Source organism: Pseudomonas sp. NY15354, from assembly GCF_048068075.1.
In the GTDB taxonomy this organism is placed as follows: Bacteria; Pseudomonadota; Gammaproteobacteria; order Pseudomonadales; family Pseudomonadaceae; genus Aquipseudomonas; species Aquipseudomonas guariconensis_C.
On the sequence record NZ_JBLUPV010000082.1, the window covers coordinates 1 to 262 of the forward strand.

Annotated in this window: 1 protein-coding gene; it reads left to right on the forward strand. The window is 52.7% G+C overall.

The window, feature by feature from the left end:
• A partial coding sequence (locus ACNFCH_RS25890; protein WP_416744513.1) for a hypothetical protein occupies nucleotides 1-262 on the forward strand: 262 nt, incomplete at both ends.

The following is a 262-nucleotide window of genomic DNA, read 5'->3' on the forward strand; positions in this document are numbered from 1 at the left end:
GCAATCCTTGTGGACACAGCTCTATCCATACGGCTCACCGCAATCCTTGTGGACACAGCTCTATCCATACGGCTCACCGCAATCCTTGTGGACACAGCTCTATCCATACGGTTCACCGCAATCCTTGTGGACACAGCTCTATCCATACGGTTCACCGCAATCCTTGTGGACACAGCTCTATCCATACGGCTCACCGCAATCCTTGTGGACACAGCTCTATCCATACGGCTCACCGCAATCCTTGTGGACACAGCTCTATCCA